The organism is Chryseobacterium aahli, from assembly GCF_022699665.1.
Lineage (GTDB): Bacteria > Bacteroidota > Bacteroidia > Flavobacteriales > Weeksellaceae > Chryseobacterium > Chryseobacterium aahli.
The window spans coordinates 294,062-318,949 of sequence record NZ_JALDNB010000001.1 but is presented as its reverse complement, the minus strand read 5'-3'; the positions used below and the strand labels follow the sequence as shown (position 1 = coordinate 318,949).

Genomic DNA, 24,888 nt, shown 5'->3' with positions numbered 1-24,888 from the left:
TTTTTAAATTACCGATCTTATAAAACAACTTATTTTAGTTTAATTTCGATTGATATTTGTGATTAGATATGTGTTAAAATATAAACATTAAGAAAGTTTACAAGAGAATTGGGAAAACCATCAATCTTTCAACTTTCTTAATGTTTAAAATAAATTTTAAAAATATGTTTGATTAATACCCAGGAAGCTGTGTTAAACTAGGGTTATCAACCATTGGATGACCTGCAGAAGCAGATGCAAAAGGTAATAATTCTGTTTTATTGGGTACAAATCCGTAGAAAAGACCATCTCCGTTTCCTTCTATCCAATCAGGATAAACTCCTCCATTTTCAAAAGCACCTGTTGGCTTGGTATAAATAATTGCACCAATCTGAAGTTGATTAAATCCTCCTACGAATCCAGCAGCTTTTCTTGCATTCCCATTAAAGGTACTTGTATAAGCTTGAAACATATTGGTTGGATAGAATTTGTCATCGGTTGCAACTGTTAGTCCGTTTGCTGTGGCAATACCTCTTAAAGTTGTCTGATAGGCTGCATAACCAGCTGCAGTAGTGGGAACTGCCTGAACTGCCGCAATCTGAGCAGGGTTTGTCAAATCAACATAAGGTACCTGCAAGATTGGGTCTCCGTAAACCTGTGCATTTTTTTGAAGTTTATACAGACGGTAGATAGGGGTACTTGCATACAAACCGGTACGATTTGATAAGTTTTTCATTGCTTGTTTTGTAGCATTTATTTCAGAAGCAATACGGTTCATTCTGATCAAATCTGTACGGAGATTAAATTCTCCTGCAAACTCCCATTTGCGCTCTTGTACAAGGGCATCATTGAATGCTTGCTGGCCTGATGGTGCCGTAAAACTACCAATTCCCGCTCGGGTTCTTACCTGCATCAAAGCAGCAGATGCTGCAGCGGTAGGTCCTCCGTTTAAATAATTTTGAGTTTCTGCATACATCAATAGAACATCTGCATATCTGATAATAGGAATATTTAAATTACGCTCACTTGCTGATTGTGGTGCAATACCCCAACCCATTCTGAATTTACCCGGCAGGATACATGAGTAGGTAGTTCCTGCATTAACCCAAGTATCCGTTGCTGCACCAGTATTTAAAAAATAAATACTGTATGAAGTACAAGAAACATCTCTACGTGTGTCACCCGGTCTAAAAGACAAATAATAAGTGGGAAGTATGAACTGTAATGCTTTACGAGAACCATATGTTCCGGCACGAGACCCTTCCATTGCATAGACACCGAAGGCTGAGTTTGTATTAGGTCCGTATTCCGCTATGTGCCAAAGCATTTCCGGATCGCTCACTCCAAATTTTCTCTGGCAGAAATTGAACCACATCGCTTCAAAGCCACTTTTACCTCCTTGAGCCTGTACTAAAGTATTGGTACCACCATTGATTACAGCTGCTGCTGCTGCATCTGCAATTTGATACAATTGCTGAACTCTTGCATTGTCCGGACGACGAGACATAGTCCCTGCTGCTCCAGTATTCAGATCCCAACGAAGAGAATATCCTGCTGCATACAAAGCAATTCTTGCTAGCAAAGCATTGCCTGACGCTTTTTTTAAACGCTCAGTTGTTCCAGTAGTCGGTAAATCATTTACTGTTTCCTGCATATCAGCGATAATACGATCGTAAATCCCATCACGAGGCGAACGTTTTGGATATAAAGTATTAGGATCACTAGGGTCTGCTTCCACTAGTGGAACCCAAACCGCAGGAACATCTCCATAAACTCTAATCAAATTATAATAACAAAATGCACGAAGAGCTTTTACTTCTGCTAATAGAGCATTACGTTTTGTACTTTCCGGCAGCTTACTTAATCCGCTGATTGCAATATTGGTTCTCTCTATAGATGCGTACATTACTGAATAGACTCCTGTAAGTGTATAAGGTGTTTTCGCATCATAGAAATAATTACAAATATTGTATTTGGAATTATTTGTTGTCCCATCTTCCGCAGAGTGAACCACTGTATCGCCCGCTCCTAACTGATAATACATCTCTGTAGGAACTATACCTCTGTAACAGCCTTGAACATAAATATCAGCAGTTTCCAAACTTTGAAACACTGATTCTGTATCAGATGTATTAGTAGATGGCTGATCCAAAAAATCTTCACTGCATGAAGTTACACTCAACGAGGCGATAAAGAATGATGGAATTATTATTAAGCCTTTTATAAGTGTGTGTTTATTAATTATATTTTTCATGATCTAAATATTAAAAAGTTAAATTGATACCAAGAACATAACTTCTTGAACGCGGATAGGCAGAGCTATCATATCCTGGTGTTACCGAAACACCACTTGCTGCTGCGACTTCCGGGTCATAGCCAGAATAACCTGTAATCGTAGCTAAGTTATTAACTGTAAAATAAATACGCGCATTAGCTACTGAAATTTTTTCCAGAAACTCTCTATTCAAACTATACCCAAGAGTTAACTGAGCAATTCTAAGATATGAGCCATCTTCCACATAATATGAAGAAGGATAAGTGATATTAGCAGTATTGGTATTGCTTAAGCTCCAAAGGTTTGAACCTTCATTTGGATTAAGTTCTTTTAATCTTACTAAATTATTCGTTGCCTGCCCTGTAGCCGGATCGATAAGATGATAATAATTGTTTCCAAACTCTGTAGGAACATTCTGATATAATGCATATGGGCTCAAACTTTGTTTGGTAGCATTATAAATATCTCCACCAACGCTAAATTTCATAAACATTGCTAAATCAAAACCTTTGTATGAAAAATTATTGCTAATACCTCCAATAAAGTCTGGAGTACCGTTTCCTATTTTCACCAATTTTCTCGTAAACTGATCACCTGCAGCGTTATCTGCAGCAAATTTCATATCTCCGGGCTTTGCAGTTCCTGTTGCTGGCTTCACAACACCAGGTTTTAACGTCAATGTTCCGTTTCCTGCCTGTGTAAAATCATCAGTAGTATATATACCTTGGTAAACATATCCGTACATGTCTCCCAACTCTTCCCCTACTGTGGCATAATAAGTTACCTGACCACCTCTGTTACTTCCTACAGAGAATGTTCTAAAGTCTCTTCCATTATCAAGAGAAGTAACTTTAGACTTATTAAAACCTATATTGGCATCTGTCGTCCATCTGAAGTTACCTGATCTAAAATTGATGGTATTCAAAGTGAATTCATAACCTTTATTACTCATAGTACCAATATTCTGGTACTGGTTTGAATAACCTGCATGAGCCGGAAGTATGGTTAAGAGAAGCATATTGGTCACATCATTTTTATAATATTCTGAAGTTAGTTTAATTCTATTATTAAATAAAGCTAAATCTACCCCAATATTTGTCGCTTTCATAGCTTCCCATCGAAGATCGATATTCCCATAAGTTGAGCTGGTTACATACGCTGGGTTACCTATCGTATTATTCAAAGGATAGTCTGTCAGGATAACATTGGTTCTCCACAAGTTACTTGGAACATCATTATTTCCGGTTTCACCGTACTCAACTCGGAATTTCAATTCGTTGACAATATCATTGATCTTATGATCTTTCCAGAAACCCTCTTGAGATACACGCCAAGCAGCTGCTACGGAAGGAAAAGTTCCCCATCGGTTATCTTTATAAAACTTAGAAGTTCCGTCTCTACGAACTGTACCAGTTAATAGGTAACGATCGTCATAATTGTAGTTTACTCGTCCAAAGTATGAAAGCATGGTTACCGGAGATGGTCTGTCTGCACTTTTATCTCTTACTGTAGCGTTATCAATTTGGTCAAGACCAAAATTTACATATGCAGGAAATTTAATAAGTGAAATATTATTGCTTTCAGATGCTCCATATATAGTCTCTGTACCGATAAGAGCATTAACTCTATGCTTTTCTGCAAAAGTCTTATTATAAGTCACCGTATTGGTAATCTGGTAACTATACGATTCGCTATTACTTATACTTCCGTTAATTCCTGTATTCACAGGATCTGTAAGGAAAGATCTGGAGTTTTCATCAGAAAATGCAGTAGATTTGCTACTGTTCCATGTATATTGACCTGAAGTTCTGAGTGTAAAATTTTTCAGGAAGTCAAACTCGATCCCCGCATTGGCAACAAATGAACGAGAACGTCTGTTAGCTGTAGAGGCATTGTTCTCTATATATGGATTTTCTGTATCAAAACTAGAATCTAAACTTGAAAAATCACCAAACGTTTGTGTATTATATAACTGATCCAATGAAAATTTGGTTCCCCCTGTGATAGGCTGTAGAAGTACTTTTTTCATTCCACCATACGATCCTCCTCCATTCACAGAATTAGAAGTAAACATTGATCCAAAATCTACTCTTAAACCTTTATAAAGTTCTGATTTAATATTAGCACGCAATGAGTTGCGGGTTTCATCGTGATTAGCAAGAATACCTAATTGTTTGTTATAGTTATAACTTACGAATGCCTGAGTTTTCTCATTACCTACAGAAATATTGAAGTTTTGATTTTGAGTTAAACCTGTACCGCCAAATACTTTATCCTGCCAGTCTAAGGTAGTTGCTGATGCGTAACGGTTACTGATTCTGTTAAATGCCCCTGTATAAAATCCCGGAGAATCTGTTCCCAAACCATTATCAAAAACATTGCTCCATTGTGATGCTTTTCCACCAAGTTGTGCCAATTCATACTGATACTTGACATACTGCTCAGCATTTGAAACCATATCCAGTTTCTTAGAAAGCATGTCAAATGCCATAAAAGAATTATAATTGATGGTCGTTTTTCCCTTTTTTCCACTCTTTGTTTTAATAACAATAATACCGTTTGATCCACGAGCACCATAAATTGCAATTGCTGAAGCTCCTTTCAAAACATCAATACTTTCGATATCATTTGGGTTAATGATGTTCAAAGCATTATCTAATTGGAAACCATCAACAATATATAGAGGGCTTGTACCCTGAGTGATAGAAGCACCACCACGCACAGTAACGTTGGCTCCTGCTCCGGGAGCACCACCCGCCGTGACAATATTTAATCCGGCAGCTCTACCCTGTAATGCCTGCAAAGCATTCATTGCAGGTGTTGCAGCAAGCTCTTTTGCAGATACTGAAGATACAGATCCTGTAAGGTCAGATTTTTTCACTGTTCCGTAACCAATAACCACCACCTCTTCGATATCTTTTGTATCTACTTTAGCAGTATCACTTGCTACCTTCTGTCCGAACATAAAGCCAGAAGCAAGCAAAAACAGCGGTGCGATGAGTGGCTTAAAATTCTTGTGTTTAATTATTAAAGACATATATTAATTTTTATTTACATTACTTAATTTCTGTTACCAAAGTACATCGTTGCAAATGTTTTGGCATCCTGCCTTATCCTGCATTGTAAAATTCATAATTTTTCTTAATAATTTATATATTTTTACACTAAAAAGTGAAAATATTATCAATTTAATTACAAAGAATGATAAATTTATTAAAATACTCAATTTAATACAAAACTGACATTTATCATATTCTAACATTTCAAAATTTCAAAACTTGAACTCACATAACAAAAAAAGCAACTGATAAAAATCAGCTGCCTTTAAAATTTTCGATTAAACTCTTCTAGCTTTTTTAAAAATGTATTCTTATTTATTTTAAATAAAAAACTTCTGTCAGAGGAATGCTTACCGGAGAATTGTCTTCATTGGTGTGCATCAGGTCTTTCATATAATCCCACCATTTTTGCATGATTGGCTGCAGTGGAATATCTTGATATTTAATTTCATCATGACAGTCTAAAACACCAAACAGAACGCCTGTTTCTTCATCATGAAAAATAGAATAATTGGCAACACCGGCATCTTTCAGAAGGTCTTTGATTTCTGGCCAGGTTTCCTCATGACGCTTTTTATATTCAGCTCCAGAACCTTTGTTGAGGAACATTTTGAAGGCTTTTCTTGTCATCATTATCTCAATGAATTTCCGTAACCTACAATTAAAATTGATATCAATAAAACAAACATTCCGGCAGAAATGGTCATAATTGTTTTTTTGGAAACGCCTTTCCATTCTTTGATGATTACCCCCCAAAGGTTGGCAATTAAAATAATGAATGCCATGTGTAATATCCACGAACTAGCACCGTTCCCCATTTTGCTTTCTCCCATTCCGTAGAAGAAAAACTGCAAATACCACATCGTTCCTGCCAATGCACAAAAGATGATATTTTTTACAACAGGTACATTTTTTTTGGTATAATCTGTATACGATTTATTTTTAAAAGCTAAATAAAGACAACCGATAAGGTTAGAAGCCATACCGCCCCATAAAACAACAATGTACGTCACGTTATTCTGAAAAAGGAATTCTCCCTGATTTGGGTTGGCAACTTTCCAAGCTTCGTTGGCAACCATTGCCATTGGCTTTCCTGCTTCTAACCCGAAATTGAAACATGCGCTCAAAACTCCGGAAATAATAGCTACTGTTAAACCTAATCCAAATTTATATTCAGTTTTCACCGCTACGCCGTGTGGGTCTATTGTGGTTTCGCTTTGAAGTTCTTTATCCTTCATTACACCGGCTTTTCCGCTGATGACAATTCCGATTACGCAAACGAAAAGTCCGAGCAAGACAAATTGCCCCCAAGATTCTGAAAACATTAAACCTATATTATCTTTTCCGGCCTGCGGAGAAAATTCATAAAAAATAGACGGAACGAGTGAGCCAATGACCATCGTAAGCCCCAACATAATGCTGCTTCCCAATGCCACGCCCAAATAACGAACGCCCAAGCCATACATGAAGCCTCCAATCCCCCATAGAGCACCGAATAAAAAGGTCAGTCCGATGATGGATGAACTCGCATTCTGAATAATATCCCAAAATCCCGGAATGGTAAGATATGCTGCCAATGGCGGAACAATAATCCATGAGAGGGTTCCTCCTATCAACCAAAACGTTTCCCACTGCCATCCTTTCACTTTTTTGTAAGGCAAATAAAAACTTCCAGAAGAAAAGCCTCCCAAAAAATGAAATAAAACTCCTAATAATGCATTCATAATTTATTGTATTGGTTGAAACTGAAAATTACAGATATGAGAGCAACTGCGCATCTTGTAGTGTCATGCACACCAAAAACTCAAAGATATTGGCATTTTCGCAATGTATCAAATCAATCTTTAGTATTCTCTTTTTTGCTGTAATTCTAAATGATAAAAAATTGCACTAAGTTTCTATAAAACAGAAAATCAGAACTATTGCTCTGATTTTTTGATTTAAACTATTTTTTTCGCTGGTTTAATAATTAAAACAACTTCTAATAATGCGTATGATTAACAACCGTATTTTTCAAATACATCACATCTTTTTTTCTGTCTTTATTGGTATAAACAGCACTTTTACTACCCCAAACTTTCAGCCTACCGCCGCTAAGCGTTATGACTTCCTCTGCTCCTTTACCCATAAAATCGAACATGTGAAAAACAGGGTCCGGGAAATAAAGTTTACCCTTTCCGTTGTCTCCTATTTTAAATTTATACCAGAAAAGCTGTTCATCCTTCCCATTCCATGCACCTTTTACAAAATCGGGGTTGCCGTTGATGGGATTTCCTGGCCATTTGAAGAGAAAATCTCCTAACTTATTGAACCAATACAGCTGACTCGATAGATAAGGCTCACCCAACTGACGATTGCCGTAGGTTCTGCCGCCAACAACAACCTGCAAACCTGAATTATCCTTTAAAAAATGACCAACCTGTATCTGTTGGCTGTGTTCTGCTACATTTTGCCAGATAATTTTCCCTGTCATGCCATCATACATGAAGACTCCTGCTTCACTATTAGCCGTAATAATATCCAACTTACCATCGCCATTAATGTCCGCAAACTTATAACTGTCGGCATGGTCGTGGTTATCGGGAATCAAATCAAATTTATTCCATATGGTTTTTCCTTTTAAATCTAAAAGCAGTGAACCGACCAATACTTCATCAATTCCATCTTTATTTAAATCAACAGGATAAATGTAATGACCTAGATTGTCTTTTTTTCTTGTCTCGGTGTGTTGCCAGAGCTGCTTTAGATTATTGTCATACACGTTCACATTGATGGTGTTTCCCATGTCTGTAAATACAGCTAAATGATTAGGTGAATTCTCATTAAATTTGGCAATCGCTAAGCGAAAATTATTATATGCGTGAGGTAACGGCTGTGTAGGCCATTCGGTTTTATTTTTAATCTTTCCTGTTTCTCCATCTGCAATCACCAGCCATTCTTTGCCATCGATTAGACGCCAATGTGCAATTTCGCTTTTCCCATCCTGATTAAAATCCCAGATAACGCCTGGTGCTTCAAATTCCGAACGTTCCTTTGCATATTCTTCCGGTGCTTTCCATTGCCAGAGTTCTTTCCCTTCATGATTAAAAACATGAGCAGAAAAATCTCTTTCCAATACCAGAAAATCAGTTTTACCATCGCCATCTACATCACCAAACTTTACAGCATTAGATTCCGGAATTTTATATTCTTTAAGCAACTGAACATCATCAGGCAATTGCTTTGAATAAATGTCTTTCTCAGTGAGAGATGCACTTTTACTCAACGCCAGAACATCAAACACGGCACCTTTCGCAATTCTGGTAATTTTGATATCATTAATGCCCTTTTTAAGTTTAAATACGCCTCCACTTACCCAACTCAATTCATTTTTACCGAAGAAAACATCCGTCACTTTATCGTTGACCGCTACTTTGAAAGAACTTTTTCCATTACCGCTACTGCGAACAAATAAATGGTAGTCTCCCGCTTCCGGAGTATTTATTTTCGTCATGATGTTTGTTTCCGAATTGAGGATGATTCCGGTATTGTTAAACAGCCAATCCTGTTTTTGTTCGGCAGCAGTTGTTACATAGTTGCCTTTCGGAATTTCATCTAAAAAATCTGAGGCAGGAATAATTAGGGTTGAGTTTGAGGACTGTTGCGAATGACAAATAGTAAATAAAAAAATAACTGCCGCAAGAAACATGTTTTTTAAAACGTTTGAAAAACCTTTGTTTTTCAAATAACTTCTATCCGAAACTTTTAATTTTTTCGGAGAAAAGTGATTATATTTTAAACTTACTTTTGTTTTCATAGGGCAGTTATTTTAATTATAGCTCTGTGCTTATTTCAGTTTATAAACCTCGCTTCCCGCAAGCAACAAGCAACCTAAACCGTAATCTTCAAAATCTGGCTCTTTACTTATAGAAAGTGGCTGTCCGTCTTTCGGTTCCTTCCCTGTTCCTTGTACCCAACCTAAGAATCCGTTCGGCTGAACAGAATCTTTTGCAATGGCGTTCCAGGCCTTAACTAAAACCGGTAAATACGTTTCTCTGTCAATTAATCCGTTATTCACGCCATAAGCCATTCCGTAAACGAAAAGAGCCGTTCCGGTCATTTCCTTTCCACCGAAATTGGTTGGGTCATGCAAACTCACATTCCAAAAACCATCTTCTCTTTGGATTGGAAGTAACGCCGCCAATAAATCTTTATAATCCTGTAAATATTCCTGATAATGAGGGTCAGATTTTGGTGTATCCTGTAAAGTTTTCGCCAAAGCAGCGACTACCCAACCGTTTCCTCTGCTCCAGTAGCAATCTTCACCATTCGGCTCTTTGTAAGGCGGCACGAAATCTTTATCTCTCCACCATATTTTATCAGCCTGATTGTACAAACCGTTCCCTCCGTGCTTGTACTTGGTGTAGGCATACATTTCGTAATTTCTGTCAAAATACTTTTGCTCACCTGTGATTCTACCCAATTTCGTGAAAATCGGCATCGACATTTGTAACGCATCAATCCACCACCAATCGTCTACTTTTGGAGTCGCAATCATACTATCCATAGCAGCTTTTACATTTTTGATTCTTTCAGGATGTTTTCTTCCGTCGATTTCATAAAGGTCAAGATAGGTCTGTCCGCAAGCCTGATGGTCAGCATTTCGGGTGTACGTTCCGCGCTGTAAATTCCAGTTGTGATTGTTGGCCCAAGACATTGCGTAATCGTAATATTCCTTTTTTGGGTCTACAGAATATAACGCCATCAAACCTTCGTAGTAAACCGCTCTCGTCCAAAGATTGCTTGGCCAAACTTTTTTACCGACAATATCTTTTTTGGTATCCGGCCACTTGTTCATAAAATATTGATTCGCTCTTCTTGAAACTTCCAAAACCTCTTTTTTGTTGGGAAGTTCAACTTTGTTTGCTGCAGTTTTTTTCTGTACCGAGCAGGAAGTGAGACCTCCGATAATCAGTGCAAAAAAACCTGTTGTTAATAGCTTTTTCATAAGTATTATATATTTTTATTTAATTTTTAATTGATGAGTAAATGGTTTTGATAAGATTTGAACACGAAGTGCACAAAGTTTCTTTTTTTTTAAAAACTGCTTTTAAGTTTCACAAAGCCGTTTCACTTGTATAAGAACTCAGAGATTTTTATTATAAGTAATCAAACCTTTTTACTATTTAACATATTTTTTTAATGGACAACCTTTTAAATCTTTGATTCCCTTCATAACCAATTCTGCATTCAGAATTGCGCCTGCTTCATTGGTATGCGTGTGGTCTTTCGGGAAAAAGGCTTTTACTTTTTCGGCTCCCATTTTCTCATATTTCTCGATAACCATTGTATTTAAATCTAAAAAATAAGCTCCGGTTTGTTGAGCAACTTCTTGCGCCCAAATGCCGTACTGGTCTTTTTCAATTTTGCCTTTCTCATCAAATTTATTTCTTGGAATTGGCGAAACGATGATGGGAATCGCCCCTTTAGATTTTGCTTCATTCGCATATTTTCTCATGTAATGACCGTAAGTGTAAACTGTTTCGTTTACTTTACGAATCGGATTGTAAATATCTTTTGACTCTTCTCCAATTTCTTTTATCGTACCTCTTGCCCTCAAAGTATCATCCAATGCACCACCATCATTATGACCGAACTGCATCAAAACATAATCGCCTTTTTTGATGGTTTTCATAATCGAATCCCAACGACCTTCCGTCAAAAACGTCCTACTGCTCCTACCCCCTTTTGCATGATTATGAATTTCAATTTTGTTAGTATCTAAAAAAAGATTCATAAAACTTCCCCAACCCCAAAGGGAATCTGAGCCTTTCCCGGAACCGTTTTGTACTGTCGAATCTCCAATAATGTAAAGCACCGGCTTGTTCTGAAGTTTTTGAAATGATGCACCAATCACGATGACCAAAGCAATAATGGGAATGATATATTTAATTTTCATAACTTTTGCTTAATTTTTTGCTTTAATGCTTTTCACTTTAGGTTGAGGCAGGCTTTTAACAGATTCATCCAAATAATAATCGGTATGCGGAGGCTGATTGTAGCCCACATTTTGCCAGACGATGCTCAAACGATACTGAGGATTGTGCATCAAAGTGTACAATCTATGTTGTGTCGGAATGGTCGTAGAAAAAATTCTCAATTCCTGATTATCGGCTGTTCTGTACATCACTTCTTCACGCCAGTCTCCAAACAAATCAGCGACCAAAGCCGGATTTTTCTTGGTTCCGTTATTTGATTCACACTGGAAACTTTTAGCATCAAAAATCACGTTTGACTTTTCGTTTTTCCAATCCCATTTTGAGACGTTGGTTCCGTCTAAAATTTCACTTAAAAAATCACCATCCCAATAAATTCCCATATTTGCAATTGGGTTTTTCTCGCTGATTTTTTTTCCTTTCGTATTATAAATTCCTTTCAGTCCGGCTCCGGCTGCCCAAGATTCTGAACCTTCATACCGAGGATCAATATTTAAAGATAAACCTCTTCCAGGGCCTTGATATTTGCCTTTTTTACTATACTGTAATGATGGTAATTTCCATAAAACTTTTCCCGTTTTTCCGTCTCTGAAATGTACACCTGCATCATCAAATCTCTCCTGAATATCAAAAATTTCCAATCCCGGATTTGATGGATCTAGATCTCCGACGTGCAACGCATCGCCGTGACCATAACCTGTACTGTTCAGCACTTTCCCATCATCATCAACAGTCATTGCGCCAAAAACAATTTCATCCTTTCCGTCATTGTCGACATCAGCGATGGTCAAGTTGTGATTTCCTTGTCCACGGTATTTCTTATTTTCTTCTGAGCTTTCTGTATCAAAAAGCCAACGTAGACTCAATTTTTTATCTTTATAATCCCAAGCTGCAATTGCAGTTTTGGTGTAATAACCTCTTGACATAATGACGCTCGGCGTTTTGCCGTCTAAGTAAGCAACGGCTCCCAAAAATCGGTCGAGTCGGTTTCCTTTGGCGTCGCCCCAGGTTTCGGTCATTTGTTCATTGGTGGGGTTCAAACTGCCTGTAAACCTTGGTACTTGATAATTTACAGTATTGATTTCCGCTCCTGTTTGTCCATCAAAAACTGTCAGATATTCCGGTCCGGAGAGAATCATTCCGTTTTCGTTGACGTAATTTTTAGTCGGGTCGCCAATAAATTTCCCTATTCCGTCTTTGCTTCCGTCGGCGGTTTTCATTACAATTTCAGCTTTGCCGTCCTGGTCTAAATCATAGACTAAAAACTGCGTATAATGCGCTCCTTCTCTGATGTTTTTGCCTAAATTAATTTCCCACAAAAGCTTTCCATCCATTTTGTAAGCCTGAATAATTGGCGGGTCGGTTTCTCCTTTTTGGCTGTTGTCTTTCGACCTTCCGGTTTGATGAAGGATGATTTCATATTCGCCATCTCCGTCCAAATCGGCTACTGAGGTGTCGTTTGGAGTATAACCTGCAGGTGTTTTAAGAGGAATTGAAAAATACGGTTTTTGATTTGCCACATATCTCGCAGAATCAATATCTACCGATTTATCATGAGTATTTGATTTTACAAAATAGGTGTAATTCTTTGCTTTGTCGGCTGTTTTATCTAAAAAAGTGGTTTCGTTCAAAAGTGGTTTTTCGTTCAGCTTTTTAGTTGAATTATTTTCAGTTCGGTACAAATCAAAATGGGTATTCTGAGCCTCTGTGCCAAGCAAACGCCAACTCACAAAAACGCCTGAATCTGCTGGAATGGCAATGATTCCTCGTTTCAGATATTCCATTTGTCTTTGTGCTGACAGGAGTTCTGAAAAGAGAACTACGGCTAAAATAAATCTGAATTTTACATTCATAATTCTGATTTTATAAGTTTTGGCTAAAGCCGGATTTGAAAAACCTTTTTAAGCGGGCTAAAGCCCACTCCGATTGATAATTTTAAGATAAAAATTAACTTTGCAATCACTTTAAAACGTAGAATCTCTCGCAGCCCGACTTGAACGGAGCTCTTTTTGTGAGGAGGAACGACGAGCAAAAAAGCGGGAGTCCTTCGACAAGCTCAGGATAAATTACAGGCGGATTAAGCTGCCCAAATTATTCCATTTACTCAATTTCAACCGATTGCACATCTGTAATTATTTCTTAGAAGTCTGCTTCAACAACCACTTCACCCATTCCTCACTTCCCTGATAATTGGTAAAATCTGCGGGTAACTTTTTGCCATCGATGTACTCGTTGTAACACCAAGGATCACCCAAAGCGAAAACCGTCCCTTTGCCGAATTTTGCAATAGCTCCAATGTTTTTTCCTTCAGCAGTCAAAATGGCTTTAGCAGGGGATTTTACGTCGATGGAACTCACTTCTTTCATATATAATTTCTGTTCAGAAAAAACCTCATTTCCAGCCGGAACTATTACTTTTCCCTGTTCAAATTCTCTTTTCTGGACGCGGTTGTAGCTGTCATCGTTGAAATGAATTCCAAATTCGCCAGCCAGTTTATTGAAATGTTCGAATTCTGAATTGCCATTATCGTTGCTCATCAAGACCAATACTCCCCCTTTTTTCACCCAATCTGTCAGGTTTTTGATGCTCGTCGGGTCAATCAGATTGGCCTTTCCGCCGTAAGCTTCTTTGTCAATATCGGCATCTACGATGATGTAAATATTGGCATTTTTCAAATCTTTTTTGGTGGGTGCAGTGGTCAAAGTACTGATTTCTGCGCCTTGCTTTTGAAAAATTTCACCCAACAAAGAAAATCCACCATTGGTCGTGTCGTTCCACGTGTAATGCCAAGATTCTAATTCTTTAGTTTCTTTATGTTCTCTTTTTTCGTTGTTAAAAAAATTATCTAAAACGACTTTGGGTTTCTGCTGAGCATTAGAAAAACTGAATGTCAGCAAAGTTCCTAATGCGAATGTTTTTATGATACTTTTAGTACTCATTTCTAATGTTTTATTTTTTGAATTCTTGAATTTTAGAGTTCATATTTTATTTATCTGTTTTCTTAATAATTTTTAACGCAAAGTTCGCAAAGTTTTTTTTTTACTACTAAATGTTTTTAAATTACATAAAGGCGTTTCACTTAAATAAGAACACAAAGTTTCAAATCTTATAATTCTAAAATTTATTTTGAATAATGTATTGGAACTATTTGAATTTCTCCATCCAAACCTGAAGGTTGAACTTTCCAATTGGATGCGTCAAAAGCTTTGTAATCGATGTTAACAAAATTGATCTCGTTGTAATTTCTCCAGACGATCTTGTTTTGATCCATATATCGGATCCTGTTCGCCATCAGGTTACAAACTTCAATCTGAATGGTATTTTTGCCTTTCTTTAAATATTTTCCTATGTTGATTTCAAAAGGCAGACTCCAGACAATTCCGGCATCCTGACCGTTGACAATCACTCTAGCACTTTCGTAGAGTTTATCAAATTTCAGAAGATAGTTGTCGGCATTTTTCTTTTTTAATTTTAAAGTCGTCGTGTACACTCCGGTTCCCGAAAAACTTTGGGTTGAAGCATCTTCTGTGAAGTTTGTCCAAGGCTGAAGTTTGTCTAAAGTTTTTGTCTTCGGAAGTTCGGGACCGCCTTCTTTGAAACTCAGTTGCCAAGGTTGGTTTAAAACAATTGGTACGTCTAATTTTTCAGTATAATGCCATTTTTGAACTGAATCATCTACTTTTTCGGTATTTTTTATAATTAAGGATTCTCCTGATTTCAACTGAACTCTCACTGAATTATTCTGAGTCTGAGCAAGTCCATAATTTCCATTTTCAGGATTCATCAAAGTCACTTGCTTACCGACAAAATTTAAAGGAATATTCTGATTGATTTCCTTTGAAGTGTGGTTGACGATGTAATAATATTTTCCGCCGTCAAATTGTCTTCTCACAAATTTCAACCCAGTATCGGTCAGTTTTTCTCTTTCAATTTTTAAATATTCCAAAGCTTTCGCAACATCAGAACTTAAAACAATTTTTCCTTTACCAACGTTAGCAAATTTCAAATTATCATCTTGGTTTTGAAACAAAATTTGATTCCATAAAGACTTTAACTGCGTTCTTCTTTTTTCGACTTCAAAGTTTCCGGGAATATCTTTCGGTTCGTTTTGAAAGATGATTGATGCGCCGTTTTGAGCTAAATCTATTATGCTTTTTAAAGTAGATTCCGGCAGATACGTCAGTTCAGGAATAATTAAAACCTGATAAGCTGAGCCTTCTTTCGAAACCTGAATTTTCTGATTTTCCGACTTTGATTCGTCAATCATTTTATCCGAAATCATATCGAGAGAATACCCCATTTTACTGAGCTTATTCATATTTTCGTACATCGGGGTCGGCACCAACCATTTTTCCACGTTATGAACTTTGAACGTCACGTCCTTCCCTTTCGGACTCGCCCATTGGTCATAAATAGGCCAGTACATCAACAGTTCGTTATCCGATTTCCCGCTTTGCAAAACAGATTGCGTGCGTTCAATATAAGAATTTAATCCTTTCAGATGTGGCCATAAACTGTTTTCAGGAACGAAATTTACGGACGCATAAAACAACCATCCAGGAAACTTCACATCAGCCGGAGTATAAGTCGTACCGTGATAAAAAACGTGGTTGATTCCCGATAAAAACACCTGCTCTACTTCCGGTTTGGCCTGTGACCACGAGGTTTTGAAATGCTCTGTCAGCCACGTAAAAGTTTCGTTGGAAGTTAATTTTTTGCCTGTCACATTTGCTGCCGAAGAAGCAAATTTCAGCATATTGAAATCCGGCATATCTGATTTCTGAATGTCCGCAGTATCTCTTTTCAAACCTGGAATTTCAAAAATCGAACTTCCAAAAGTTTCAGATTCAGGAATGTCAACTGCTGCGTATAAATCCAACAAATTCCCCGGCGAACCGTGTGCCTGATTGGTATTTTTAGAGTTTTTGGAATGCGCCCAGTTGGTAAAATCTTTGGTAAAATTATTTAAAATCAGTTCATTCAGAGTTTCTCTATAATCCGATTTTACTCTTCCTGCAGTTTCATTTTCCTCGTTACTCACGAGATATTTGATGAACGGACTTAAATCATAGCCTCTTCTTTTTTTGAATTCATTTAAAAAATCCGACGTCCAGTCGGCGTTGTAAACCTCGTAACTGTCATTGAAAAAAGACCTGATTCCGTAGTTGGAATTTCCAAACGCCTTATCAAAAGTTTTCAGATAATCCTTCGTCGCGTCCGGCGAAAAGTGGTCTAAAGTGTAACCTTCGCCGCCAGGAGCAGCACGTTTCACTTTTTGTAAAGTTTTACCGACAAAAACTGCGTAAATAGTCCATTTTCCTGAACTTGGCTTCCAGTTTAAAGTTCCATTAGTATTGATTTTATCCGTTAAAACTACAGCTTCATTTTTTTCATTGTAAGCCGTGACAATGTCGAGTTTTACTGTTTTTAAATTCTTCTGTTTCTCATCTTTCAAAAGGATTTTATCTGAAAATTTTTCACCAGATGAAATAGTGTAGGTCTGAACAATCATTTTTGTTGCAGCGTTCTGTTCATCAACTTGCGGTCCACCGATTGGCCAACCTGTTCCGACCGCCATATCAACGCCCATATTCAGGCTTTTTGCCTTGCTGGTCGTGAATTGCAACATTTTCATCCATTCAGGAGAAAGGTAATTGATGTATTGTTTTTCAAAACCTTTTGCACCGTATATGGGTACGATTTCCACACCTCCGAAACCTGCTTTATTTAAAGTTGTCAGTTGCTTATCCAAGCCTTTTTCGTCGACGCCATTTCCCATCCACCACCAGCGCGTCCACGGTTTTGCAGTCTCGGTGGTTTTTGGCCACGGATTTTGCGCAGTGAGATTTCCAAAGGCAAAACAGATTAAACTTAATTTGACAATATTTTGAATTTTCATTTTCTTGTTATATTAATTTCCATCAGGCTTCAAAGATTCCATAAAAACGGATTCCGGCCAGTGGAAGTTTTCAACTTTATCAGGTTTATTGGGGTTAAAACTTTTATAATTTTTTGAAATATATTTCTTTAAAGGTAAATTTTGGTCTACAATAGATTTCACGACACATTTTGCCAATTCGTAAGCCCCGTAAGTATTGAAGTGCGTATCATCCGCCAAAGCGGTCGGCTGATTGGGATAAGAATTTGCGGGATAATGCACGAATGCTTTCTTTGCTTCTTCCGGTCCAATAGCTTCGAATAGGGTTTTGCTCAATGCATTCAAATCGATTAAATCGACTTTTTCTTCCTTTGCAATTGCACGCATCGCATCAGGGAAATCATCTAAAGTATTGACGATTTTACTATTTTCGTCAAAAACTCTGCGATTCATTGAGGTAACCAAAACAGGAATTACTCCCAATTCTTCGGCTTTTAAAATCCATTCTTTTAATCTCTTTCGGTAACCTGATTTTGTACTGTTTCCGGCTTTTTGGTCATTGTGTCCGAACTGAATAAACAGATAATCTCCAGGCTTTATTTTGCTCCAGATTTTATCGATTCTGTGGCGGTCTTCAAAGGCTTTCAGGGTTTCTCCGCTTTCAGCATAATTGGCAATCACGACTTCATTCGGAACAAAAAAATACGGCAACATCTGTCCCCACGACGCCCAAGGTTCGTACTGCGCATCTACAACCGTGGAATCGCCGGTCAGATAAATGGTTTTTGCCGTTTTATTGGGCTGAATAAGAACCGAACAAACTTTCGGAGCTTTGTCATTGAATTCAATAGTTAGCAAATTGTCCCAATGCAGATATTTTCGTTCTCTTGGTTTCAGTTTTACAATTCCGATTTGAGTTCCGTCCTGATTTCGGATGATGCTGTCTTTGACGTAAACCGTAATTTGTTTTTTTAGGATTTCGCCTTTTTTTGTTTTAATATCATTCAGCATCAGACGGCGGTTTTCTACACGAACGGTCGTTTCCGAAAGTCCTTTGGAATCGCCAAGATTTAATGTAATATTATAATTTCCCTCAGGAACTGCGACTGAAAAATAAAAAGGTTTGTCGCTGGTAATATAATCTCCCGTCAAAGCATTTCCGCCATTGTCAACAGATTTCAGACCGGAAATATCCATAAATCCATAGCCGATTTTCTTGTCAAATTTTGAGGTTGACATTATAGGAATAAATCCTTTTTCGGTTCTGGCTGCACCAAAATCAAACTTAAAATTCGTCTGTTGTGCGAATAAAAACGAACCTAAGAAAAGCGTCAAAAATTTTATCCAGTTCTGCATTTTTAATCTGTTAGAATATTTTCTTTTGGCATTGTAAACTGTTTATTTTCATCGCCCAAATCTGGAAGACCAAAGTAGAAATACAATGTTCTTTTAAAGTTTCCACTCGGATGATTCGGTTCACTTTCAGGGCCTAAAGTGGAAGTATCATTATTAATATTAAATGCCAAAACAGTTCCCAACGGCGGAATCGCATCTAAAAACGAAATATTTCCAGTCGGTAGTTTCGGGAAACCTTCTGCACCGTAAATTCCGTAAAAATCAAAAAGTCTGACGAACATTTTTTCTTCTTTCGTTCCGACTATAATTTTTCCTTCTGCAGTGTTCAGTTGCAACCAAGAAATATCGTCGAAATAGCCTTTAAATTCAGGATAAATCCAAGGTGAAAAACCTGTTCTGGTTGAGTTCTTGAGATTTTGCCAAACGTTGTAAGTCTGTCCCTGAGTTCTGTTTTTCCAAACGTGATATGGACCTTTGCCGAGCCATTTTGCGCCGATGACATAATTTTCGGGATAGTCAAAACTTACACCTGCAAATTGGTAATCTCCGGAAAGCGAATATTCATAATTCAATTCTAAAATTCCATTCGGGTTCAATTTCCAAACGGCTTTTTTCCCGTCTTTGTAGGAAATCTGAATGACTTGATTTTGTCCTTCTGCAAAAGTTTTTACAGATGATAATTCCGTTTTTCCATTCACGAAAACCGGTCCGTTTCGGAAGGTCATTTTCTTGCCTTTTTTATCTAAAATGACTGATTTTAATAATCCGTCTTTTTTTCCGAACGAAAATTCTTTTTCGTCTGATTTTAAAATAAACAATGAATCATTTTCTATAACTGAAACCGGAAATTGTTTGATTAACGATTTCGAAAATTGTTTTGAAATATCATCATTAGACTTAATTTTCCAAGTCCAAGTGTAAATTTCTTTACCAAAAGAATCGGTTGCGGTTAATAATAAACCTTCACTTTCTTTCCAGTTGATTGGAAGATTTAAATTAATATTTCCTTTTTCAGTCGGTTTAATATTCGGAGATTCTGCTTTTCCTTTTTGAATTACATCAAATCCCGATTCAGACGAAAATGGAGTTTTAAATTTGACTAATTTCCATTCAAACTGGCATTCATTCAGATTGGTAAAATGATAACGATTTTCAACAGGAATGATTCCATTAAAATCATTTGGTAATGTTTTCAAATCAATTTTTACCGGACTGTAAATCTCTCTGATAGCATAAAAACTTCCCTCCTTTTCCCGATGTGGGCCCACCACTCCATCGGGAGCATTGATTGCGTTCACATCAATCTGATTATTGAAATCTGTTCGCACCAAACCTTCATCCGCAAACGCCCACAGAAAACCGCCTGCACCTTTTTTGGAATTCCAGTGAAGTTCCCAGTAATCTGCCAGAGAAGTTCCGCCACCGCCGTCATCCTGAGCATGCAGAAACTCGGTCGGCATATAAATATTTTCTCCTTCAAGGATTTTTTTGGTACTGTAATAATCTTCGTAATGATTGCAGTCGATTCCGTTAAAAGCGTTTCCAGGTTTGTGATGAGCGTGAATTACAGGACGGTCTGACAAGTCGTATTTTGCATATTCTGCATCCAAATCAAAATTATGCCCGCCTTCATTTCCGTTGCTCCAAAAAATGATTGAAGGATGATTGGCATCTCTCGTCACCATTTCTTTCACGAGCTTTTTCCCAACTTCAGTGCTGTATTTTTTTTGCCAGCCAGCGAGTTCATCCAAAACATATAAACCTAACGAATCGCAAATTTGTAAAAAGGATTTATTTGGAGGATAATGAGCACATCGAACGGCATTCATATTCATTTCTTTAATGAGCTGAACGTCCATCAAATCTATATTTTCATTGACTGCTCTTCCCGTTTCAGGCCACCAAACGTGACGGTTGATGCCTTTCATTTTGATTTTGGTTCCGTTGACGTAAATTCCGTCGCTTTTTCGGATTTCAATGGTTCGGAAACCAAATTTTTCTTCGGTTTGGTAGATGTTTTTTCTGTTTTTATTTAATCTGAATTTCGCCTTGTATAAGTTCGGGGTTTCTGCTGTCCAGAGTTTTGGATTTTTAAGATTGAATTGAATTTGTTTTAAAGTATCACCTTTCTGAATTTGAATCTGAGATTCTCCAACGAGATTATTTTTAGCATCAAAAATTTCAACCTTTACATTGTTGACAGAATTGATTCCTTTTAAATGAATATTCGAACGGAAAGTCCCATCTGCTTTGGCATCGATAGATGTTGACGAAATATTTTCTTTTGAACTGGCTTCCAAATAAACCGGCCTGAAAATACCGCCCAGAACCCAATAGTCAGCCAGACGTTCTGCGTTGTTAACCGATTTATCAGCCGACATTTTAAAAACTTTGACCTCAAGAATATTTTCTTTTCCGAAAATTAATTTATCTGAAATATCATATTTAAATTCATAAAAAGCGCCCTGATGAATTTCTCCCGCCAATTTCCCGTTGATTTTAACTTCGGTGTCGGTCATCGAACCTTCGAAAACGATGTTGATTGATTTTCCTTTCCAGGAATTGGGAACTTGAAACTTGTGTTTGTAAAGACCTACTTCATCATTGAATTTAAAATTTTTGCCGTAGGTGACGTAATCTCTTCCGTAATTGTACGAGCCAAATCCCTGCTGTTCCCATTGTGACGGAACTTGTATTTTATCCCAGCTTCCGGATTTTCTTCCGCCGGTTATCCAGAAATCCCATTCTTTCGTATGCTCAGAATCTGTCCCGCTCAGGAATTGGATTTCCTTAGATTGAGAATGCAGAAACTGTGAGTAAAAGCATAAAAGAACGAATATCTTGGAATAAAAACTCATTTAGCAGAAATATCGGAATCGTCTTTTTTGTCGTAAGATTGCGTGAGAGAAGTAACTTGCGTTACATTTATATTTTTTTGCTTTAAATTCTGAATGTGATTCAAATTTTGTATTTCAGGTTTTAAAGCTTTTATTTTAAAGTTTTCAAATGTAAAATCTTTTAAGTCGAATAAATCAGATTTTTCAATAGAAAACGCCGTTTCACAACTTATATCGATATTTTTTATCATGATATTGTTGGCCAATCCTTTTCTCGGTCTTTCTTCACCTTTTAAATCAAAAAACTGGTTCCAGCCTTTTACATACAAGAACGTTTTGACATTTCCGGTGATGTTTTCAACTGTAAGATATTCGTAGTGTTGAGGCGTGTCCGGACGCATTTTTAAATGTAATAATCTTGATGCATCGTTTACTTTAGAATTACGCAAAATCACATTATAATTGTGAATCGATTCGCTTCCGCAAGTCAAAACGCTGTGGCAAAATCCGAAACTGTTGTCTTCGATGAGAATATTTCTGTTTTCGCCGTTGTTCGGGTCTTTATCGGACTTCGGACCTTTTCCGCCTTTCAAAGCGATGGCGTCGTCATTGACTGACATATAGCAATTTTTAATCAGGAAATTGGTACACGCATCGATGTCAACCGCATCTGTACTTGGGGCTTTCACAGGTACTTTTGGAGCAAGAATGGTCAGATTTAATAATTTAACAAAATCACTTTTGTAGTAATGTGTACTCCAGAAAGGGGAATTTTTAATCGTAATTCCCTCCACCTGAATATTTTTAGAATTTGAGACATAAAGAATTCTAGGTCTCATTTCATCCATATTGGTGCATTTAGGATTCCACTCGCGTCTTTTCCAGAATGATTTCCAGAAACGAAGCCCGTTTCCGTCGAGTGTTCCTTTTCCTGAAATCGTGAAACCGTCTAATCCGTCAGCATTAATTAAAGCCGGAAAATATTTCACCGTCTGACCTTCCATTCTTGTTGTTACGACAGGAAAATCATTGATATCGTCGCTTCCTTTTAATTTTGCGCCATTTTCTAAATATAAATGCGTTCCCTGTTTGAAGAAAACTGAGCTGATGAGAAAAGTTCCTTTTGGTACTACCACAACTCCTCCACCATTTTTAGCTGCCAAATCAATGATTGCCTGAAGTTGTTTAGTCTGAAGAACTGTACTGTCGTTCTTCACACCATTTTCTGTAAGGATGTATTTTTTGCCTAATTTGTTGATGTCTGTTGGTTTGTTTTCTTTAAACCATTTTGGGATTGTTGTTCCGTCGGGAAATTTGTCCTGACTTTTTAATCCATTCGAACATAAAGCGAGAATCAACAGAGACCCAATGAATTTGGATGTATTTTGAAATTTCATAATATATTTATATTGCTGTATGACCTGATTTTTCTGAATACTTATTTACAAAACACAAAAATCAGTAAAATAACTTTCAATTTGGCTGTCTTTAGTTTATTATAATGCTAATTTTTAACGCAAAGTTCGCAAAGATTTTTCTTACTACTTAATGCTTTAAGGTTCACAAAGGCGTTTCACTCAGCAAAGAGTACAAAGGCTTTTAATTATATATAGATTCGGACAGTCAAAAGTAAAATCATTCGTTCATTTCATCTTCATAAAAATATACATTCTATGTACTTACAGCATCCTGCTCTTTCATGTTGGCGGATTTTAAGATGATTTCTACTATGGTTGCAATTTTAAATTTTCTAAATCTTGGATATGTATATGATATTTCATCCATATCATGACATGAAAAAATGAAAATTTAAGTAGAAATACTGAATTTTTTCTAACGGTATCTGAGTAATTTTGGATAGCTAAAACTAATAACCATGAACGCTTTAATAACCAGAAAATCATTTCTGAAAAGAATAGTTTCTGATATATTTAGCTGATAAAAACATTTTTAATAACCATAAAAACAACACATTATGCTTAAAAGAAAAAAAGAAAGTTCTGAAAACGAAAATTTATTACTAAAAAAATCTATTCAGACTCAGAAAGGAGTTTTAGAAGAACTGATGTCAGGATATTCTAAACTTACGATTGATGACCCATTATTTCCGTTTAAAGAAAAAAATCTTGAGGAAATAGGAAATGACGTAGATTATGGTGTTTTAAAAGTATTGGATGGTACTTGGGTAAGCTACAACGCTGATTACAATTCTAATATTGACAGAAAATTAAACGGAAGCGGAATTCATACGACCATTATGCCTTCTCCGGGTACTAATTCAGGAAGCATTCCCGGAAAATTCAGTTTTGAATGTGAAGAATATATTGAAAAGCTTACATTTTCTTTGGTTCCCGGCGGCGTTCGTAATCGTGGCGGCGGAAATGAATTGTTTTGCGGAGCGATCAAATACGAGCAAAGCATTCAAAGTGTGAATACCGTAGAAGGGCAATCTGCTTTAAAATATACACCAATTCATGAGGAAAACGGCATGTATCTATGGCTGAGTGATGTTTACAATCATGCGGCGACCAAAGAATCGATTGAAAGAGACCGCGGAATTCATGCTTTTGACGAACAGGATTTTAAAGATTACGGTTACAAAGGAGAATACAGAAATGAGCCTTTGGTTCAGATTTCATCGGATGAAAATAACAAACAGTACATTCTTTTAAGCGATCTAAAAGAAGGTCAGGAATATTATGAAATCATCCCTGCAAAAGAGTTGAAACCTGGTGCAGGCAATCAAGGCCCTTATTTTATTCCAGATTATTCTATTTCGAGAAGCGGGGTTATTCCTCACGGAAGCACAATTACTTTGCTAGGAGATATTGTGCCCAATCAATCGGGTTATCTGATTGACGGATCACCAAAATTTCCGACAGGCGATGCAACGTGGAATCCTGATTTTCTTGCGATTTCACCGACTATGGGCGGAGCTGGTGCGAGTATTAAAAATCCAATTAATCTTGATCAACCCGCACCGGCTTGGGTTCATGAAAAATTGAATGACGAAAATGATCCCGGTGAAAATAAAATCTATACGCAACGAATTTTAGCTCACGATTTATACCCGTATTCCGTAAGACCAGATATGCGATTGAGAGATACTTTAAGCGGGCAAAATGTGAGCAACTACGTTTTCGTTCAGATGTCTTCAAGAAACAAAACCGGTGCGCAAGGAGGTATTTTAAATGTTCCTTTTGTGAATCGTTTTGTGCCCACGGTTGAAATGAACATGCGGATGTGGATTGAAACGGTAATTGAAGACGGAAAGGAAATCCTTCAGTTACAATATGAGCAAATCATCTTTTTTGAGTTTATGTTTGGGGATGATGGTGGTACTACAAGCTGGCCTCACATTCAGGTAAATACTCTTCGTAAACTGGAAGATATTCCTGAAGATCAAAGACGTGTGATAGAAGAGCAGTTTTTTGAAGGTCCGAAAGCAAATATTAATTCTTTTTCAAGTGAGGTTAATCCGCCAGCGGGTTGTCCATATCATAAAGGTTAAAACTTTTTTGTGAAATTT

At 37.1% G+C, this 24,888-nt stretch carries 14 protein-coding genes; 1 reads left to right on the top strand and 13 read right to left on the bottom strand.

Annotated features, from left to right (window positions below):
* Window positions 1-172: 172 nt before the first annotated feature.
* The 13 genes from MQX03_RS01345 to MQX03_RS01285 all read right to left on the bottom strand — a co-directional run bounded on the left by MQX03_RS01345 (window position 173) and on the right by MQX03_RS01285 (window position 22,756).
* Window positions 173-2,233 (bottom strand): RagB/SusD family nutrient uptake outer membrane protein, encoded by a 2,061-nt coding sequence (locus MQX03_RS01345; RefSeq protein ID WP_242800848.1) that lies wholly within the window; start codon window positions 2,231-2,233, stop codon window positions 173-175.
* 10 nt (window positions 2,234-2,243) lie between these two features.
* Window positions 2,244-5,291 carry a SusC/RagA family TonB-linked outer membrane protein gene (locus MQX03_RS01340; RefSeq protein ID WP_242800846.1) on the bottom strand — a complete coding sequence of 1,016 codons (3,048 nt, stop codon included), beginning with the start codon at window positions 5,289-5,291 and terminating at the stop codon, window positions 2,244-2,246.
* A 337-nt stretch (window positions 5,292-5,628) separates the two neighbouring features.
* The gene (gene rhaM / locus MQX03_RS01335) at window positions 5,629-5,946 is read right to left on the bottom strand and encodes an L-rhamnose mutarotase (RefSeq protein WP_242800844.1); all 318 of its coding nucleotides are present in this window, start codon (window positions 5,944-5,946) and stop codon (window positions 5,629-5,631) included.
* On the bottom strand, window positions 5,946-7,037 hold the full coding sequence (rhaT, locus tag MQX03_RS01330) for an L-rhamnose/proton symporter RhaT (RefSeq protein ID WP_242800842.1): 1,092 nt from the start codon (window positions 7,035-7,037) through the stop codon (window positions 5,946-5,948). The genes rhaM and rhaT overlap by 1 nt, the downstream gene beginning before the upstream one ends.
* Before the next feature lie 257 nt (window positions 7,038-7,294).
* Entirely contained in the window at window positions 7,295-9,109 is a 1,815-nt protein-coding gene (locus tag MQX03_RS01325; RefSeq protein WP_242800840.1) for a hypothetical protein, read from the bottom strand.
* Between the two features lie 30 nt (window positions 9,110-9,139).
* The gene (locus MQX03_RS01320; RefSeq protein ID WP_242800838.1) at window positions 9,140-10,300 is read right to left on the bottom strand and encodes a glycoside hydrolase family 88/105 protein; all 1,161 of its coding nucleotides are present in this window, start codon (window positions 10,298-10,300) and stop codon (window positions 9,140-9,142) included.
* 174 nt (window positions 10,301-10,474) lie between these two features.
* The gene (locus MQX03_RS01315; RefSeq protein ID WP_242800836.1) at window positions 10,475-11,251 is read right to left on the bottom strand and encodes a rhamnogalacturonan acetylesterase; all 777 of its coding nucleotides are present in this window, start codon (window positions 11,249-11,251) and stop codon (window positions 10,475-10,477) included.
* Window positions 11,252-11,260: 9 nt separating this feature from the next.
* Entirely contained in the window at window positions 11,261-13,141 is a 1,881-nt protein-coding gene (locus MQX03_RS01310; protein WP_242800834.1) for a rhamnogalacturonan lyase, read from the bottom strand.
* Window positions 13,142-13,420: 279 nt separating this feature from the next.
* Window positions 13,421-14,227, bottom strand: a complete 807-nt coding sequence (locus MQX03_RS01305) for a DUF4350 domain-containing protein (protein ID WP_242800832.1) — start codon at window positions 14,225-14,227, stop codon at window positions 13,421-13,423.
* A gap of 182 nt (window positions 14,228-14,409) precedes the next feature.
* A complete protein-coding gene (locus tag MQX03_RS01300; RefSeq protein ID WP_242800830.1) occupies window positions 14,410-17,187 on the bottom strand; it encodes a glycosyl hydrolase in 2,778 nt (925 codons plus the stop codon).
* 12 nt (window positions 17,188-17,199) lie between these two features.
* A complete protein-coding gene (locus MQX03_RS01295; RefSeq protein ID WP_242800828.1) occupies window positions 17,200-18,522 on the bottom strand; it encodes a rhamnogalacturonan acetylesterase in 1,323 nt (440 codons plus the stop codon).
* A 2-nt stretch (window positions 18,523-18,524) separates the two neighbouring features.
* Window positions 18,525-21,380, bottom strand: coding sequence for a glycoside hydrolase family 2 protein (locus MQX03_RS01290; RefSeq protein WP_242800826.1), 2,856 nt, complete (start codon window positions 21,378-21,380; stop codon window positions 18,525-18,527).
* Window positions 21,377-22,756: a rhamnogalacturonidase gene (locus MQX03_RS01285; protein WP_242800824.1), complete on the bottom strand. Its 1,380-nt coding sequence runs from the start codon at window positions 22,754-22,756 to the stop codon at window positions 21,377-21,379. Before MQX03_RS01285 ends, MQX03_RS01290 begins: the two co-directional genes overlap by 4 nt.
* 578 nt (window positions 22,757-23,334) lie before the next feature.
* Here MQX03_RS01285 and MQX03_RS01280 point away from each other — a divergent pair.
* A complete protein-coding gene (locus MQX03_RS01280; RefSeq protein ID WP_242800822.1) occupies window positions 23,335-24,870 on the top strand; it encodes a peroxidase, FMP-type in 1,536 nt (511 codons plus the stop codon).
* The last annotated feature ends 18 nt before the right edge of the window (window positions 24,871-24,888 follow it).

What these genes read in the sequence shown, in the direction of transcription:
- MQX03_RS01345 (WP_242800848.1), bottom strand. Translation starts at nt 2,233, where the DNA reads ATGAAAAATATAATTAATAAACACACACTTATAAAAGGCTTAATAATA.
- MQX03_RS01340 (WP_242800846.1), bottom strand. Translation starts at nt 5,291, where the DNA reads ATGTCTTTAATAATTAAACACAAGAATTTTAAGCCACTCATCGCACCG.
- rhaM (WP_242800844.1), bottom strand. Translation starts at nt 5,946, where the DNA reads ATGATGACAAGAAAAGCCTTCAAAATGTTCCTCAACAAAGGTTCTGGA.
- rhaT (WP_242800842.1), bottom strand. Translation starts at nt 7,037, where the DNA reads ATGAATGCATTATTAGGAGTTTTATTTCATTTTTTGGGAGGCTTTTCT.
- MQX03_RS01325 (WP_242800840.1), bottom strand. Translation starts at nt 9,109, where the DNA reads ATGAAAACAAAAGTAAGTTTAAAATATAATCACTTTTCTCCGAAAAAA.
- MQX03_RS01320 (WP_242800838.1), bottom strand. Translation starts at nt 10,300, where the DNA reads ATGAAAAAGCTATTAACAACAGGTTTTTTTGCACTGATTATCGGAGGT.
- MQX03_RS01315 (WP_242800836.1), bottom strand. Translation starts at nt 11,251, where the DNA reads ATGAAAATTAAATATATCATTCCCATTATTGCTTTGGTCATCGTGATT.
- MQX03_RS01310 (WP_242800834.1), bottom strand. Translation starts at nt 13,141, where the DNA reads ATGAATGTAAAATTCAGATTTATTTTAGCCGTAGTTCTCTTTTCAGAA.
- MQX03_RS01305 (WP_242800832.1), bottom strand. Translation starts at nt 14,227, where the DNA reads ATGAGTACTAAAAGTATCATAAAAACATTCGCATTAGGAACTTTGCTG.
- MQX03_RS01300 (WP_242800830.1), bottom strand. Translation starts at nt 17,187, where the DNA reads ATGAAAATTCAAAATATTGTCAAATTAAGTTTAATCTGTTTTGCCTTT.
- MQX03_RS01295 (WP_242800828.1), bottom strand. Translation starts at nt 18,522, where the DNA reads ATGCAGAACTGGATAAAATTTTTGACGCTTTTCTTAGGTTCGTTTTTA.
- MQX03_RS01290 (WP_242800826.1), bottom strand. Translation starts at nt 21,380, where the DNA reads ATGAGTTTTTATTCCAAGATATTCGTTCTTTTATGCTTTTACTCACAG.
- MQX03_RS01285 (WP_242800824.1), bottom strand. Translation starts at nt 22,756, where the DNA reads ATGAAATTTCAAAATACATCCAAATTCATTGGGTCTCTGTTGATTCTC.
- MQX03_RS01280 (WP_242800822.1), top strand. Translation starts at nt 23,335, where the DNA reads ATGCTTAAAAGAAAAAAAGAAAGTTCTGAAAACGAAAATTTATTACTA.